Below are 12,753 nucleotides of genomic sequence, written 5' to 3' on the forward strand. Positions count from 1 at the left end.
CCATCAGCATAACTGGTCTCCCTCTCCTTCTGTTTCTGCTTTCACCCGGATTTCAATCGCCCGGGCATGCCCTTCCAGCCCTTCCTTGCGGGCCAGCTCCATAATGTCGCCCGCCGCGCCGAGCAGCGCTTCCTTGCTATAATAAATCAAACTCGATTTCTTAATAAAATCGTCCACGTCCACCGGCGAGGAGAACCGCGCCGTTCCGTTCGTCGGAATGATATGGTTCGGTCCGGCCAAATAATCCCCGACCGGCTCCGAGCTGTACGGTCCCAGGAAAATCGCCCCCGCGTTCTCGACCAGCCCGAGATAATTCAATGGGTTCTCGACCAGCAGCTCAAAATGCTCCGGCGCAAGCCGGTTAATGATGCCGATGCCTGCTTCGATGGAATCGACCAGCAGGATCGCTCCATAATCGCGAATGGATGCTCCGGCAATGTCCTTGCGCGGCAGCTCCGCCAGCTGGCGCTCCACCTCAGCAGCACATCGCTCCGCAAATTCGCGCGAAGGCGTCACCAGAATCGCCGAAGCCATCTCGTCATGCTCCGCCTGGGACAGTAGATCCGCCGCCACATAAGCGGGATTGGCATGCTCATCGGCCAGCACGGCGATTTCGCTTGGCCCGGCGATGCTGTCGATATCGACCACGCCGTAAACCTCGCGTTTGGCCAGCGCGACGTAAATGTTGCCCGGTCCGCAGATTTTATCGACCGGAGCGATCGTCTCCGTGCCGTAAGCCAAAGCGGCGATTGCCTGAGCGCCGCCAACCCGGTAGATTTCGTGCACGCCGGCTTCGGCCGCGGCCACCAGGATGTAAGGGTTGACGCCTTCCTTGCCGCCGGTTGCCGGAGGAGTGACCATGACGATCTCCGGCACCCCGGCCACCTGGGCGGGGATGACGTTCATCAGTACGGAAGATGGATAAGCGGCTTTGCCGCCCGGAACATATACGCCCACCCGCTTCAGCGGCCGGATAATCTGGCCAAGCAGGCTGCCGTCCGGCTGAAGATCCATCCAGGAGTTGCGCTTCTGTCTCTGATGGAAAGCGCGGATGTTCGCTGCCGCCGCCTGGATCGACTTGACGAAGGATGGCTCCACTTGACCGTAAGCGGCTTTGAGCTCGGCTTGCGTGACCCGGAGCTGATCAGCCTCCAGCCGCGTCCCGTCAAACTGCTCCGTAAAGCGAAGCAGCGCGGCATCGCCTTCCTTTTTAATCTGCTGCACGATTTCCTTCACCGCTTCATTCTGCTGCGGCGATCCGTATTCAACCTCCCGCTCAAGCTTGAACTCGGCACTGGATAAGATTTTCATATGTTCTCCCCCTCATACGCTCCCAAAACTAAACCTGCCCTGAGTATCTATCTATCCTGATTCTCCTTCGTCTCCAGCCTGCCTGCAGCTTGCAGCCCGTTAAGACTTCTACAGCCCGGCCGGCGAGCCGATTACCTGATACAGCGCATCGCAGAGCGTTTGAATTTCTTTATTTTTTAACCGATAGCTGACCCGGTTAGCTACCAAACGGCTTGTAATTTCAAAAATTTGGCTTTGCTCCACCAGTCCGTTCTCCCGCAGCGTCTGTCCGGTTTCCACCATATCGACAATCCGGTCAGCCAGGCCGATCAGCGGAGCAAGCTCAATGGAGCCGTTCAGCTTAATCACCTCGACCTGCTGCCCTTGTTCGCGGAAATATTGGGAAGCCACGTTCGGGTATTTCGTAGCCACCCGCTGCTGAATGCCCGGCTGCCAGCCCGGCAGACCGATCACCGACATGCGGCAGCGCGCGATGCCCAGATCCAGCAGTTCATAAACGTCGCGGCCTTCTTCCATCAAAACGTCTTTGCCAACGATGCCGATGTCGACGGCCCCGTATTCCACATACGTCGGCACGTCCACCGGCTTCGCCAAAATAAACTCCATATTCGCTTCCGGAATCGGAATGACCAGTTTCCGGCCTTCCTCGCCTTCCGGGGGAACCGGCAAACCGGCGGCCCGGAGAAGCTCAGCCGCTTTGTTGTATATCCGGCCCTTCGGCATCGCCACTCTTAATCGTTCAGACACGTTTAGTTCCTCCATTTCAACAACTTGCTGTTATAGTCATCGGATCATCCTTGTTCAACCGGCTTGCGGTTTATCCCCGTTCACTCACTAGCGAAACAAACGTATAGACCGCCTGGTACCGGTCCGCCTCTGGCAAGTCCGTTCCGGAGGGTGCCTTGCGGCCTGTCTCCAGGGGGGCGGATGCCTCCTCAACCAGGCTGGTAACCACCGGCTTGCCTTCGCTGCGAAGACGCCGGGCTTCCGCAAGTCCTTCTTTGCGATGCTCGCAGTCATATTGAATCAGAATCGGCAGCTCTCCGTGCTCCTGATCCAGCCCCCCGACGAGGTCAAGAATCCGGTTCGTTTTGAGCGAGAAGCCGGTGGCCGGCACGGAACGCCCGAAACCCTTGAGCAAATTATCATAACGGCCGCCGCTGCAGACCGGGAATCCCAGGTCCGCTGCATAGCCTTCAAAAGTCATTCCCGTGTAATACGTGAAATCCCCGATCATGGTCAGATCGATCAGGACATGCTCGGAGACGCCGTACGCCTCCAGCACTTCCCAGATTTTGCACAGATGGTCCAGCGATCGTTTGGCCAGCTCATGGCCGCTCAGCTCCAAGGCCTGCTGGCAGATCTCCATCCCGCCGCGCAGCCGCAGCAGCCCGCTCATGCCTTCCTTCTGAGCTTCGGTCAGCTGCATCTTTTTTACCGTTTCCCGGAACCCGACGTGATCCCGTCCAAGCAGGTAGCCCTTCAGTTCCTCCTGCTCTTCCTTCCGGCCGGGCAGAACCTCTTCGAGCAATCCATTAAGGAAGCCGACATGGCCCATTGCAATCTTAAACGATTGAACCCCAGCCGCCTGCAAAGAGGCAATGGCCAGTGCCAGAACCTCGGCATCCGCGTCCGGGGAACCTTCTCCGACAAGTTCGACGCCGGTCTGGTAGAACTCTGCATCACGTCCCGCCTCCTCTGAGATGGCGCGGAACACGTTGGCGTGATAAGACAAACGGAGCGGCAGCGGTTCATCCTTCAGCAGGGAAGACACCACCCGGGCCACCGGCGCTGTCATTTCCGAGCGCAACACCAGGGCCTGGCCGCGGTTATTCAGCAGTTTATACAGCTTCTGATCGGAGGTCGAACTCGCTACTCCAACCGTATCGTAATATTCCAGAGTAGGGGTCATAATTTGCTGGTACCCCCAGCGGTTCATGCAGTCCAGCACCTGGCGTTCAATTCTGCGAAGCCTGGAAACGGCCAGAGGCAAATAATCGCGTACGCCTGCCGGTTTCTCGAAGTTCTTCGGCTTACTCATCTTTCCGTCACCTCATCCTTGATCCTTGAAATGTCTGTCATCAGCTTCTCTATTTCAACAGCAAGGGCACTGCCCTGCAGTGATCGTCCACAAAACCTTTACTATGGTAAAGTGTTAACAAAGTAAAGGATACTGTTATCCTACCATGTGAGGTATTAACCGTCAATTCCTTGAATATGTTTTTGTTCACACCGGATGGACAAGCCTTCCTTTCGATGACAGGTAGTCCACTTTTATTGTCAAATTGTTACGCAGGTATACTTAATGGACTAATCACTTATACTGCAGCGGATTTTTCTTTCTGCTTCAGCAGCTCGAGTCTCGACTTTCGTGAATCGCCAGGCCGGCTGCCAAGCAGAAAAGGCGCTCCAGGGATCCAACGGAATGTGAAGGCCGCTACTCCCCAGGCCAGGAACAGACTAACCGGTACCCCCGCCCAAACCCAGACCAGGTAGGGAATCGATGCCGGATTCAGCGTATAACGGAATCTCCGGTAGATCAGCAGGAAGATCGGATGCAGCAAATAAATCGCGAACGATAGGGCCCCTAACCTGGACAGAAAGGACAAAACCGCCAAAGAGGCCTTCCGGTAAACCCAAAACGAAACCTGCAGCAGGACAAAAGCCGATAGAAACGTATGTATGTTCCAAAGCGCCTCATACCATAAGGAGTTGACCCATTTTCCATAGGCACGGCCATTATGATAAAGCTGAACGTGGACAAGGGCCGCTGTCAGCCAGCCGATCCATAAAGCGGCGGTAAGTCCTTTTTGACGTGAGGTCTGCTGCCGGTAGGCACGGGTGAGCCATCCTTTTATGTAATCAAAGTAATAAGCTAGAAATGCCCCCAGCAAATAATAGGACATATAAGTCGGCGCATAGCTGGCTTTGTTTACTAATTGGAGGTCATATTTATTCCATACCGCGAAACCCCATTGGATCAGAAATCCGGCCGGGAGCGCCCAGGCGATCAGGCGGGGGAACTTTTGAAACAGAAGCAGGAACAAAGGAAACATCAGATAGAACTGTAAGTTGATGAAGACGAAGTACAGGTGGGTATACGCCGTACCCGTGGCCAGATCCTGAGCCAGCCAAATCAGGTGGGAGCTGACATGAACATTCGGATTAAAAAAGCTCTCCGCCCCGCTGTACATATGTACTACGATGTAATAGCACAACGAAGCAGCCGTATAGGGGACAAGTATGTAAAGGAGTCTTCGCTTGTAAAAGCGGGCCATCAGCTCTTTGCCGGCCGGTCTGCCTAAATAGTTGTAGAACAAAACAAAGCTGCTCAGAAAGATGAAGCACGGGGTTCCGAATTTAAAGAAGATATTGACCAGGTTGAACCAGTAATAATAGGGGGAATCGACGGCTTGTACGCCTGCGGCATAGGAAGTGGCATGAACGTGAATCACGCCAAGGATAGCAAAAGCCCGGAAGAGATCGAGCTCGGGAAGCCTTTCTTTTTTCGCTGGGTCTTTCACAAGCATCTACTCCAATCTTTGGGATGGGTTCAATACAAGCGGCAACTTTGCGGTCTAATTTAGCGTTTATGTAACTATTTTACATGATTTAAAACGATTTTCCTTCCCTAGCGGTCTTATTTATAGAATTAGATTTCAGACTTACAGATTTAAAGGTTGGCCAAAGAGAGGGGGACATACGAAGCGTGCAGGACAACGAGTGGGCTGCAGCCGCCTGTTCGGGGGATGAGGAAGCCTTTAATCGGCTAATGACTTTGTACAGGCGCAGATTATACGGAATTGCCTACAGCTATGTAGGGAACGAAAATGACGCCTTGGAGGTGCTGCAGGAAGCCATCTGCCGGGCCTGGATCACGGTTCCTTTTTATAAAGGAGCCACTATCGAAAGTCCTATTACCGCTGTGTGGAAAGAGAAGAATTAAACAAAGGCAGGATGACGGCGGGCATTTAAGCCCTCCACTATCCTGCCTTTCTCTTTTTGGCTTGACGCTTAGCCTAAACTCACGGCCTCAGCTTTTCCCTGCCTTGATCACCTGCAGCGGATTCCCGCCCACAAACGCCCCGGGCGCTACATCGGTATGGACGACCGACCCCGCAGCCACTACGGCCCCGTCGCCGATCGTTACCCCGGCCAGGATGGTCGAATTGGCTCCTATCATTACTTCGCTGCCTATTCGCACCTCGCCAAGCCGGTATTCCTTAATCAGATACTCATGCGCCAGAATAGTCGTGTTGTAGCCGATAACGCTGTTGTCGCCAATGGTGATTTTCTCAGGGAAAAACACATCCACCATCACCATCAGCCCAAACGCCGTCTGCTTGCCGATCCGCATGCCCAGCACATGCCGGTAGATCCAATTTTTCAGCGGAAGAATTGGACAATACCGGGCAAATTGAATGAATATGAAATTGCGAATGCCTTTCCATGGACTGACGGTCCGGTAGAGCTGCCACAATGCATTAGGGCCCTCCACCGGATGACGCTCCAGCTTCCTCACTAGGCCTCGGACTCCATTCCCACAAGTTGATACAGATCCCGCATGTCATTCAGGATGTAATGCGGCCCGTATTCCAGCAGTTTTTCTTTGCCTTTCAGCGACCAGGCCACTCCCGCAGCCTGCACGCCGGCAGCCAGCGCCGACTGAATGTCGGCCGGACTGTCGCCGACCATCAGCGTAGTCGCCGGATTGGCTCCCAGCCGTTCTACAGCCGTCAAGACAGGCTGCGGGTCGGGTTTGGGATGCTCCACGTCTTCGAGTGTGACGATGGTGGACAGATATTTTTTCATACCGAACATCTCCAGCACCCGGTCCGTAGAGAACTTAACCTTCGTCGTCACCACGCCGAGCGTATAGCCCTGCTCATGCAGTTTGGCCATCACTTCGTCCACATGGGGGAATTCCTGAATCAGCGCATCATGGTGAATAGCCTGATAAGCTCGGTAATCCTTGACCATCAATTCTACATCCGTCATCCCTGTAAAAGCCTGGAGCTGCTGCTCCAGCGTCTGTCCCATGAAAGGAATGATCTTCTCGCGGGCGTAACCTGGCTGTCCCTGTTTCTCCATGATGTGCTGAAAACATTTGATGATTAATTCATTGGTATTTACAATAGTTCCATCCAGATCAAACAGTATGGTTTCTATTTTACTCATATCCTACTCCTATTCTAATCCTCTTTACGCTCTATCTCTGTTATCTCCTTATCTTCGGAGGATGATGTTTCGTTGCCGTCCACAGCCGGCGCAGCAGGGACTGTTGCTGCTTCTGTACGCGGAGCGGAAGCTTCCGCAACAAAAGCATCCTGCTTCGATTGTTTCGTTGAAACAATCGGATCCGAATAACGTGCAGGCCGAGGCTTCATATTCCGTCTCCAAACAATCAGCACCACCGCAACTACAACAAACAGAATCGCCAGCAGCTGCGAAATCCGTACGTTTCCGTACATCGGATCAAGGGCGCCGTGCTCAAATCCAAACCATTCCATCGGTTTCCACAAGCCGTTAACAAAAGCCGCCAAAGCATCGGAGCCTTGGAACGCCAGGCTGTCCGTACGCAGCCCTTCGATGAAGAAACGGCCAATCGAATACCAAATGAAATAGCTGAAGAACAATTCTCCGGCACGCAAGAATTTCTGTCTGCGAAGCACCAGCAAAATAATCAGGCCCACCAAATTCCAAAGCGATTCGTACAAGAAGGTCGGATGATGATATACACCATTTACATTCATTTGATTCACAATAAAGGCCGGAAGATGCAGATGATCTCGCAAAAAGGTTTCCGTAGTCGGCCCGCCATAGGCCTCCTGGTTCACAAAGTTCCCCCAACGGCCAATCATTTGGCCAACAATCAGAGAAGGAGCACAAATGTCGACGATTCTCCAGAAATTATAACCTTTATAACGGACGAAGAAAATCGCGCAAATAATCGCGCCGATCAAAGCTCCGTAAATCGCAATCCCGCCGTTCCAAATCTTGAAGACATCCCAGAGATTATTTTTGTAGTCATCCCACATAAACGCCACAAAATAAATCCGTGCGGCGATAATCGCCGAAGGAACGCCGAACAACAGCAAGTCCATAAAGAAGTCCTGCGGAATGCCAAAACGCCGGCCTTCATAAATGGCCATAAGGAGCCCCAGCAGGGCTCCGGCGCCGATAATCAGACCGTACCAGTGCACTTCCAATGAGCCGATCGAGAAAGCGATCGGGTTGAGCAGCAAAGTCTTCACTTGTTCACACTCCTAATCCAAATCATCGATATCTTCTGCAATGGTCTCGGTCAGTTTCGCTGTAAATTGAAGCGCTGCGTTGTAGCCCATCCGCTTCAGGCGGTAGTTCATCGCCGCCACCTCGATAATAACTGCCAAGTTCCGGCCTGGACGAACCGGAATCGTGACGAGTGGAACATCCGTATCAATAATCCGCGTCGTTTCCTCATCCAGCCCAAGACGGTCATACTGCTTCTCCTGCTGCCAGGCCTCAAGACGGACAACCAGCGTAATCCGTTTGTTGTTGCGGATCGCTCCTGCCCCAAACAAGGTCATCACGTTGATAATGCCTACCCCGCGAATCTCCAGCAGATGACGAATGAGTTCTGGCGCTGTACCGTGAAGCTGATTGTCCGACGTCTGGCGAATTTCAACCGCATCGTCCGCAATCAGCCTGTGTCCACGTTTGACAAGCTCCAGCGCGGTTTCACTTTTCCCGATGCCACTGCTGCCTGTAATGAGCATGCCCACACCATATACGTCCACCAGGACGCCGTGGATCGTTGCGGTCGGCGCCAGCTTGCTCTCCAGAAAGCCAGTAATGCGGCTGGATAAAATGGTAGTAGCCAACGAGCTTCGCAGCACAGGCAGTTGATTTGCTGAGCTTGCCTGGACAAGCTCCTCAGGCACCTCGAGACCACGCGTCACAATAATGCAGGGGGTCTCTTCGCTTTGACACAAACGTTCGATTCGCTCCTTGCGCTCGTTCGCCGGCAGCATACCTATAAAGTGAAGTTCCGTTTTACCGAGGATTTGCACCCGCTCAAGCGGATGATATTCAAAATAACCCGCCATCTCCAAACCGGGGCGATACAAGTCATCCACGGTGATGGTCCGCTTCAGGCCTTGTTCTCCGGATATAACCTCAAGCCCAAACTGGTTGACTAGCTCCGATACTTTTACCTTTTTAGCCATGACTGTTCTCCTTTATCCCCCAACTACTCGGGCGTACTTCAACACATTCCTTCTCCCATCGTAATGGAAAATGAAGTCTAAATCAATTGTATGCTGCACGCTTCCATTTTTTATCCTGGCACCCCAAATGTTAAAAAGCCGCCCAGGAGGGCGGCTTTTCTTACTTGTTCAGCTGAGCTTGAACTTAATGACAGCTTGTTATTAGCTGAAGAAAATGTTCAATTCAGTTTCTTTATCGAAGATATGAACTTTATTCATGTCGATCGCGAGTTTCACGTTTTCGCCTTCGCGAGTTGTGGAACGTCCGTCTACGCGTGCAATAATTGTGTCATTGCCGGCGCCGCTCAGGTAAAGCAGCATTTCGTGACCAAGGTTCTCAGTAACGTCTACACGGCCTGTGAATACAGTGTTTGGAGAAGCTTCCATGAATACTGGCTCTTCGTGAATGTCCTCAGGACGAACGCCCAGGATCACTTCTTTACCAATGTAGCCGCCTTGTTTCAGGATGCCCGCTTTGCCTTGAGAAACTTCCAGCTTCAGGCCTGGAGCCGTGAAAGTAGTAGTACCTCCTTGCTCAGTCAAAGTACCGTTAACAAAGTTCATTGTCGGGGAACCGATGAAACCTGCAACGAAGATGTTCGTTGGCTGGTTGTAAAGCTCTTCCGGAGAAGCCGCTTGTTGGATGATACCGTCTTTCATAACGACGATACGATCGCCCATTGTCATGGCTTCGATCTGGTCATGCGTTACGTAGATACAAGTAGTTTCCAAACGTTTAACCAGTTTAGTGATTTCGGCGCGCATTTGACCACGAAGTTTAGCATCCAAGTTGGACAAAGGTTCGTCCATCAGGAAGACTTGCGGGTTACGCACGATAGCGCGGCCCAAGGCCACACGTTGACGTTGACCACCGGAGAGAGCTTTTGGTTTGCGATCCAGCAAATGCTCGATGTCGAGGATTTTTGCGGCTTCGCGTACACGTTGGTCGATTTCTTCTTTTTTCGTTTTGCGAAGTTTCAAACCAAAGGCCATGTTTTGATATACGTTCATGTGAGGGTACAAGGCATAGGATTGGAATACCATTGCGATGTCACGGTCTTTAGGAGCTACGTCGTTCACGACACGGTCACCGATGTACAGTTTACCTTCACTGATTTCTTCCAGACCTGCGATCATGCGCAGCGTTGTGGACTTACCGCAACCGGAAGGACCAACCAGAACCAAAAACTCCTTATCGGCAATATCAAGATTGACGTCTTTAACCGTTGCTTTGTCGGAACCTGCATATTTCTTGTAAATGTGCTCTAAACGTACACCAGCCATCGTCATTTCCCCCTAAAAATTAATTTGAAGTATGATAAAATAAATTTTGAAATCGTATACATTTCACACTTTTATATTAACCGATTCAGCACCTGCCTGCCATACACAAACTGCACAAAAAACCTATTTTCTTTTCGTGACTTTATACAATAATAACGTCAGCTTCACTAAAACGGCGTCTTTAAAGCTTCGAACGTCCAGTCCGGTCTCCTGTTTAATCTTGTCCATCCGGTATAAAAGCGTGTTCCGGTGGATATAAAGCCGCTTGGCCGTCTCGCTTACATTGCAGTCCAGCAGAAAAAAGGTTTCGAGCGTCGACAGCGTCTCCGGATCGTTAAAGATGCCCATGGCAATATCGGTACGAGCCATAAACTGCTTGCGCTGCTTGTCCGGAATGCTGTAGACAAGCCGCTCCAGATAGAAATTCCAGGGCAAATGAATCTGCTCGGATACATGGAACATTTTCCCGAGGATCAAGGTTTCACGGAGCAGTTCCGTTACTTCCACCAGGCTCTGTTCAGGTATTACCGGCTGGGCCACGGATATGTGAAAATTCCCGACCCATTCATTTGCAATCAGCTCATAAACCCCTTGACCAAGATCGCCCAGCATCGCGCGTTCTGCCTCACGGCTCTCTTCGCTGACCTGACGGAGATCCTCCAGCTGGCCCTCGCCGACTAAAATCAGCCATTCCTGCTCTTCAACCGGAATCAGCAGCAGATCCGCTCCGAAATAACTCTTCAGCAGCTTGTTCAGCTTCTGATATTGCATATGCGGTTTGGTACGGCTTTCACTGCTAAGCAGAAAAGGGACACTGGCTTCCGACAGCCGCTTTTTTAATACAAACCGGTCCGGAACGATCTCCTGCGGGAGGTCCTCCTTTAATTGGGTACGAAGCCAGGCGCCAAGCTCGAGCACGGCTGCTTCCTCATTATCTTTGTCCGCTTGGGAAGGGCGCACCTGATTGGCCGCCGTCTGCAGAAGCAGTTCGATCAGCTGACTTTCCGAATCCTGAAGACTTGAGGGATCAATTTCCCATACATTCACATAATCCTCACTGAAAGACCAGGGCCAGCAGCACACTCCATCTATAATGAGTGGAAGACCGATCTGCCTGCTTTCGTTCCCACCAAGCTCCAGCCATTTAGGCCAAGGGATGGAATTCTCGCTTAGAGGAGCGTCAATGATTTGTTCGATTCTGTGTCTTAAATCAATCATGTTCATATCGGAATCTCTCCCAGCCTGAATCATTAATCTAAGTTGCTAGTAATGACTTATACCTTAAATCGATTGTAACACATAACCTCAAGCGCCGGAAAACAATCAGAACCACCCGTCCAACGGGTGGTTTGCACTAGGGGTATAACCCCTTGTTGCCAAACTGCGCCTAAAGACGCTAGCCTGACCACAAAGCGTTCAGGCTCAGTGTTATTTGTCTCTTTCACTTACCAGTTAAACTGGTTTTACTTTTTCTTGCTCTTGTTGCTGCTGAATGGATCTTCATACTCTTTTACACTCAGCTTATCCACTGCCTGGTCATGTGCCTCTTGCTCTCGAATGTATTTGGCGACGGTGGCTTCATTTAGCCCCACTGTACTTACGTAGTAGCCTTCCGCCCAGAATTTACGATTCCCATACTTATACTTCAAATTGGCATGCTTCTCAAAGATCATGAGTGCGCTTTTCCCTTTTAAATAGCCCATAAAGGAAGACACCCATATTTTCGGTGGAATCGCCACCAGCATGTGCACATGATCCGGCATCATATGTCCTTCTAATATCTCGACTCCCTTGTATTTACATAGACGCTTCATGATTTCAATTAGATCTCGTCTCACTTGATTGTAGATCTCTTTACGTCTATACTTCGGGGTGAACACAATGTGATACTTACACATCCACTTTGTGTGCGCTAAACTAAAGTTTTTATTTGCCATTTAAGACCATCCTTTCGAATTGAGCCTGAACATCTCAATTTTATCGGGATGGTCTTATTGGTGTAACCCTAGATCCCTCCACCCGCATAGCGGGTGGTTTTATATTTCGCGCGTTTCACGCGCTCAACAGGCTGAAGCCTAAAAACAAAAAGACCGTCAACATAATGTTAACGGTCTTCTGTACAGCGGATGAGCCATGAAGGACTCGAACCTTCGACACCCTGATTAAAAGTCAGGTGCTCTACCAACTGAGCTAATGGCTCTTAAAACTGGTGGAGGCTGATGGATTCGAACCACCGAACTCGTCAGAGAACAGATTTACAGTCTGCTGCGTTTGGCCACTTCGCTAAGCCTCCATGATCACTGGTGCCGGCGAGAGGACTTGAACCCCCAACCTACTGATTACAAGTCAGTTGCTCTACCAGTTGAGCTACACCGGCTTATTCAGTTTTAAATGGTGGCTCGGGACGGAATCGAACCGCCGACACGAGGATTTTCAGTCCTCTGCTCTACCGACTGAGCTACCGAGCCATAATTTTGGTCAAAAAAATAAAGTGGTGGAGTTTGTATCCTTCCCACTTTGCTGTGGAACTATACAATTGATAATAATGGCGGAACCGACGGGATTCGAACCCGCGGTCTCCTGCGTGACAGGCAGGCATGTTAGGCCTCTACACCACGGTTCCGCAATATTATTCCTGGTGCCGGCGAGAGGACTTGAACCCCCAACCTACTGATTACAAGTCAGTTGCTCTACCAGTTGAGCTACACCGGCGTATATGGTGGAGGCTGAGGGGATCGAACCCCCGACCCTCTGCTTGTAAGGCAGATGCTCTCCCAGCTGAGCTAAGCCTCCATATACTAATTATAAAATTGGTAGCGGCGGAGGGGATCGAACCCCCGACCTCACGGGTATGAACCGTACGCTCTAGCCAGCTGAGCTACACCGCCATATTAGAAATCACTTGAATGCT

The 12,753-nt window shown here is 51.3% G+C and carries 12 protein-coding genes and 8 tRNA genes; 1 reads left to right on the forward strand and 19 read right to left on the reverse strand.

Translation table 11 applies throughout. The features are described 5' to 3' along the window. Positions 1–3 precede the first annotated feature (3 nt). From hisD to AWM70_RS18260, 4 genes are all read right to left on the reverse strand, one after another. On the reverse strand, positions 4–1,311 hold the full coding sequence (hisD, locus tag AWM70_RS18245; RefSeq protein WP_068698791.1) for a histidinol dehydrogenase: 1,308 nt from the start codon (positions 1,309–1,311) through the stop codon (positions 4–6). A gap of 108 nt (positions 1,312–1,419) precedes the next feature. After that, entirely contained in the window at positions 1,420–2,058 is a 639-nt protein-coding gene (gene hisG / locus AWM70_RS18250) for an ATP phosphoribosyltransferase (protein ID WP_068698793.1), read from the reverse strand. A gap of 70 nt (positions 2,059–2,128) precedes the next feature. Continuing rightward, entirely contained in the window at positions 2,129–3,352 is a 1,224-nt protein-coding gene (locus tag AWM70_RS18255; protein WP_068698795.1) for an ATP phosphoribosyltransferase regulatory subunit, read from the reverse strand. Positions 3,353–3,629: 277 nt separating this feature from the next. Beyond that, entirely contained in the window at positions 3,630–4,835 is a 1,206-nt protein-coding gene (locus AWM70_RS18260) for an acyltransferase (RefSeq protein ID WP_237167753.1), read from the reverse strand. A 185-nt stretch (positions 4,836–5,020) separates the two neighbouring features. On the opposite strand from AWM70_RS18260, the gene AWM70_RS18265 reads away from it, so the two are divergent. Then, positions 5,021–5,257: an RNA polymerase sigma factor gene (locus AWM70_RS18265; protein WP_068698799.1), complete on the forward strand. Its 237-nt coding sequence runs from the start codon at positions 5,021–5,023 to the stop codon at positions 5,255–5,257. Between the two features lie 87 nt (positions 5,258–5,344). On the opposite strand, the gene AWM70_RS18270 is transcribed toward AWM70_RS18265, so the two are convergent. From AWM70_RS18270 to AWM70_RS18340, 15 genes are all read right to left on the reverse strand, one after another. Continuing rightward, entirely contained in the window at positions 5,345–5,833 is a 489-nt protein-coding gene (locus tag AWM70_RS18270; protein ID WP_068698801.1) for an acyltransferase, read from the reverse strand. Further along, complete coding sequence (ppaX, locus tag AWM70_RS18275; protein WP_068698803.1) at positions 5,833–6,489, reverse strand: pyrophosphatase PpaX; 657 nt, start codon at positions 6,487–6,489, stop codon at positions 5,833–5,835. The genes AWM70_RS18270 and ppaX overlap by 1 nt, the downstream gene beginning before the upstream one ends. Before the next feature lie 14 nt (positions 6,490–6,503). Then, complete coding sequence (lgt, locus tag AWM70_RS18280) at positions 6,504–7,565, reverse strand: prolipoprotein diacylglyceryl transferase (RefSeq protein ID WP_068698805.1); 1,062 nt, start codon at positions 7,563–7,565, stop codon at positions 6,504–6,506. 12 nt (positions 7,566–7,577) lie between these two features. Further along, a complete protein-coding gene (gene hprK, locus AWM70_RS18285) occupies positions 7,578–8,519 on the reverse strand; it encodes an HPr(Ser) kinase/phosphatase (protein ID WP_068698807.1) in 942 nt (313 codons plus the stop codon). A gap of 201 nt (positions 8,520–8,720) precedes the next feature. Then, the gene (locus tag AWM70_RS18290) at positions 8,721–9,842 is read right to left on the reverse strand and encodes an ABC transporter ATP-binding protein (protein WP_068698809.1); all 1,122 of its coding nucleotides are present in this window, start codon (positions 9,840–9,842) and stop codon (positions 8,721–8,723) included. A gap of 123 nt (positions 9,843–9,965) precedes the next feature. Continuing rightward, positions 9,966–11,066 carry a PucR family transcriptional regulator gene (locus AWM70_RS18295; RefSeq protein ID WP_068698811.1) on the reverse strand — a complete coding sequence of 367 codons (1,101 nt, stop codon included), beginning with the start codon at positions 11,064–11,066 and terminating at the stop codon, positions 9,966–9,968. A gap of 239 nt (positions 11,067–11,305) precedes the next feature. Further along, positions 11,306–11,779, reverse strand: coding sequence for an IS200/IS605 family transposase (tnpA, locus tag AWM70_RS18300; protein WP_068694372.1), 474 nt, complete (start codon positions 11,777–11,779; stop codon positions 11,306–11,308). Between the two features lie 190 nt (positions 11,780–11,969). Beyond that, positions 11,970–12,042: transfer RNA gene (locus tag AWM70_RS18305), tRNA-Lys, on the reverse strand. A gap of 7 nt (positions 12,043–12,049) precedes the next feature. Next, a tRNA-Tyr gene (locus tag AWM70_RS18310) sits at positions 12,050–12,135 on the reverse strand. Between the two features lie 8 nt (positions 12,136–12,143). Then, positions 12,144–12,219 (reverse strand) — tRNA-Thr (locus AWM70_RS18315). 15 nt (positions 12,220–12,234) lie between these two features. Further along, a tRNA-Phe gene (locus AWM70_RS18320) sits at positions 12,235–12,310 on the reverse strand. A 78-nt stretch (positions 12,311–12,388) separates the two neighbouring features. Beyond that, positions 12,389–12,465, reverse strand: a tRNA-Asp gene (locus tag AWM70_RS18325). A gap of 13 nt (positions 12,466–12,478) precedes the next feature. Next, a tRNA-Thr gene (locus AWM70_RS18330) sits at positions 12,479–12,554 on the reverse strand. 5 nt (positions 12,555–12,559) lie between these two features. Beyond that, positions 12,560–12,635: transfer RNA gene (locus AWM70_RS18335), tRNA-Val, on the reverse strand. Positions 12,636–12,653: 18 nt separating this feature from the next. Then, a tRNA-Met gene (locus tag AWM70_RS18340) sits at positions 12,654–12,730 on the reverse strand. Between the last annotated feature and the right edge of the window lie 23 nt (positions 12,731–12,753).

This window comes from Paenibacillus yonginensis, assembly GCF_001685395.1.
Classification (GTDB): Bacteria; Bacillota; Bacilli; order Paenibacillales; family Paenibacillaceae; genus Fontibacillus; species Fontibacillus yonginensis.